This window comes from Methylobacterium sp. E-065, assembly GCF_022829605.1.
Lineage (GTDB): Bacteria > Pseudomonadota > Alphaproteobacteria > Rhizobiales > Beijerinckiaceae > Methylobacterium.
In genome coordinates, this window is the sequence record NZ_JAKSYD010000147.1 from 1 (window position 1) to 3,000 (window position 3,000).

Here is a 3,000-nt window from a genome sequence, read left to right on the forward strand (position 1 = left end):
GCTTGACCCGCAGTTCGTCGCCGTCCACCCGGTCGTGGCACATCAGTAGCCAGCGCGCGAGGCGGGTCTCGATCGTGTAGGTGGCGTTGACGTAGGCGGTCTGGCGCACCTGCACGAACTCCACCTGCACGTACCGCAGCAAGAGCCACCGTAACGATCGGCTCTCCTCGACAGCCGCGCTCAGCACGTCCGCGTCGATGCGGTATCCCTCGCCGGGGAGCTGCATGTACTGGTCATTCGGGATGCGGGCGCCGCCGGTCAGCACCGGCACGGCGCCGGACACACCCTCACGGCCGACGATGCCGATCTCGACCCTGCCCAACGAGCCCTCGGTAGTGATCGATGATATGCCGCTCTCGATGAAGTAAAGGTGCTCCACCGGCTGACTGGCTTCGATCAACATGTGTTGTAGTGGCAGTTCCACGAGTTGCAGGTGTGGAGCGAGCCGGGTGAAATCGTCCTCCGAGAGCATCTTCAAGAGACGGTTACTGATACTCGACCGTTGAGGTTGGTCCACGGTTCTTCCCTGGATCGAGGCAAGAGCGCAGTCGCGTCTCCCAGCCGCCCACGCCCCGAACGGTGTGCAGACGGTGCGACCGGCCTACTGCCGCGTCACGGCGGTCGCAATACTTCTGAGCGTTGCGTGTGATCTCCGACAAAGCGCCGAATGTCGGTTTTCACACCGGAGAACCGAACCGGGTTGCGCGCGAGCTAACCTAAGCTAAGTGCGGTCCCGACATATGCCGGGAACCACGATGAGCCGACTGGCTTGTGGGAGGGCGCGGGAGATCATGACGGACAGCAAGCGAGAAGCTGCGGGCAATCCACTCTTGCGCAAACTGGAGGGCTTCGTACCGCTGCCGGAGGCGGACCGAGCCGCGCTGCTGAAGATCAGCGAGAACCCGCAGGTTGTCTCAGCCGGAACGGATCTGATCCGCGAGGGCGAGCCGCCGGATGGCATGTTCTTGATCCTGGACGGCTTCGCCTGCCGCTACAAGCTGCGGGAGAACGGCGCGCGGCAGATCATGGCCTACCTCGTTCCGGGTGATGCGGGCGACGTGGACGGACCACTGCTCAGGGCCATGGATCATTCGATCTGTACGCTGTCGGCCTGCAAGGTCGCGCGCATCGCACCTGATACGATCTGGAACCTGTTGCAGCGCCCCGCCGTCGCGGCCGCACTGCGGAAGTCCACATTGGTGGACGAGGCGACCCTGCGCGAGTGGCTGCTCAACGTCGGCCGCCGATCCGCACCGGAGCGGCTGGCGCACCTGTTCTGCGAGCTACATCTGCGCTTGCGCGCGGTCGGCAGGGCGGACGAGAACGGCTTCGAGTTACCCATCACCCAGTACGATCTCGCCGACACGACCGGCCAGACTTCCGTGCATGTGAACCGCTCGCTCCGGGAACTCAGGGAGAGAGGGCTGATTAAACTCCGTCAGAGGCACCTGACGATCTTGGATCTGCCGGGGCTCAGGCAGTTTGCGGAGTTCAAGTCGGGCTACCTGCACCTGGGAGATCAAGCCGCCGCATGAGCCTACGCCTCCAGCCTATCCAGGTCGCGACTGGGGATGCTGATCAGGAGAGCCAATTGGTGTTCCACGACGGCTTCTTGGTGGCGGTGCTGGTGCGCCTCTCCCACGAGTATGAGGATGAGGCCGGGAAGTGGTACTTGGAGGTGGGATTTGGGCGGGTAAACACCGCGACCCCACCCACGTTCACGGATCTCGGCGAGGCACAGGGTTGGATCGAACAACGGCTGACACGCGCAGCTTGAGCCTTAGGCTTTGCTCTGCCGTCCCCGGGCGCTTAGCCGGGCGGCCATATCATCATGGCTCACCCGGCCTACGACGTGCGTTCACGCTTGCTCAACCACAGACGGTCATTCTGTTGGAACGCCGGTGAGATAGACGACCTCCCCCGTCGGCCCGTGATCAGATCGGGCGACGGGGCCGAGCCGTTTTTCCAACCTGGGTCAGGCAACCCCGCTTCTGGCCGCATGGCCGATCATGCTGCCATGGCGTAGCTCGGCCGGATGTCAGCCAGCCTCGCCCCGACCCTGATCCCGAACCTCGTCGCCATGTGGCACGGCGCGATGGAGAACATTTCGCCCCACGCCCCTCCCTGCCGGTATCTCACCCCAACCCGGTGGGTGCCGATGCGGGAGGCCGCCATCGACTTCTGCGACCGCTTGGGCGCCGAGGCGCATGCGTTGGGGTGGACGGCGGCTGAACTGTTCGCAGTACACCCTGACCATGGAACGCTAAGGGTGGACTACTGCGGTGCGCTGATGGTCTCCGGCAGCAAGGCCGTGGCGGTAGAGCCAACCCGGATCGTGTTCGATCGGGGCTCAGGCTACCGGACCAAGCAGGGTCAGGTCTGGGGCATTCCAGTCTGGGAGTTTGCCGCGCGGGCCCGCTGACGATCGGCCTCGTCCTCGGCCGCACGCTGCCTTTTGATGGCGCTCAGCTGATGAAGCCGAAGGATGGCTTGCTCATGCGCTTGCACGACACGGGTATCGCCGAGCGCTTGCTCGATCTGTCGCCGATGCCAGGCGCGCAGATCGGCTAGCACCTGCAGGTCTCCCGTCTGCTCCTCAGTCATGTCCACCCTCACCCAGATCATACCGGGCTGGGCAAGCGGCTGGAGGTTCAAGAGGATTTCAGCGTCATCCACACGGTACCACCACAATCTCGGTAGTCATCCTACGCGCCGGTTGAACCTTGCCGCCGCCTCGGTCTCCTCGTCCGTCACCTCGGACTCGCGGCGCAAGTCGCCGACACTGGGGATCTCTTTGGCCATGGCGGTGAGCTAACGCGGGGCCGAGAGCAGGTTGATGAAGTCAAGTAACTGCACAACAAAAAGCCCGGCCTTTCGGCCGGGCTAGTTGGGGTCCCTTTGCACGGGGACATCAAGATCAGGAAGCTTTGGGAACAACCGATCTCGATTGGGGAAATCAGAAGTCGCGCTGGACGCGGAACCGGACCTGCGAGACCGAGT

General features: G+C 63.8%; 4 protein-coding genes. 3 read left to right on the forward strand and 1 reads right to left on the reverse strand.

Translation table 11 applies throughout. The features are described 5' to 3' along the window. The coding region (locus tag MKK84_RS19440; protein ID WP_409566527.1) for a Crp/Fnr family transcriptional regulator at positions 1 to 472 on the reverse strand (472 nt) is incomplete at its 3' end. Positions 473 to 791: 319 nt separating this feature from the next. Between MKK84_RS19440 and MKK84_RS19445 the strand changes: the two genes are divergently transcribed. From MKK84_RS19445 to MKK84_RS19455, 3 genes are all read left to right on the forward strand, one after another. Beyond that, the gene (locus MKK84_RS19445; protein ID WP_243922604.1) at positions 792 to 1,535 is read left to right on the forward strand and encodes a Crp/Fnr family transcriptional regulator; all 744 of its coding nucleotides are present in this window, start codon (positions 792 to 794) and stop codon (positions 1,533 to 1,535) included. Continuing rightward, positions 1,532 to 1,777, forward strand: a complete 246-nt coding sequence (locus MKK84_RS19450) for a hypothetical protein (RefSeq protein ID WP_243922606.1) — start codon at positions 1,532 to 1,534, stop codon at positions 1,775 to 1,777. Before MKK84_RS19445 ends, MKK84_RS19450 begins: the two co-directional genes overlap by 4 nt. Before the next feature lie 258 nt (positions 1,778 to 2,035). Next, on the forward strand, positions 2,036 to 2,422 hold the full coding sequence (locus MKK84_RS19455; protein WP_243922608.1) for a hypothetical protein: 387 nt from the start codon (positions 2,036 to 2,038) through the stop codon (positions 2,420 to 2,422). Positions 2,423 to 3,000 lie beyond the last annotated feature (578 nt).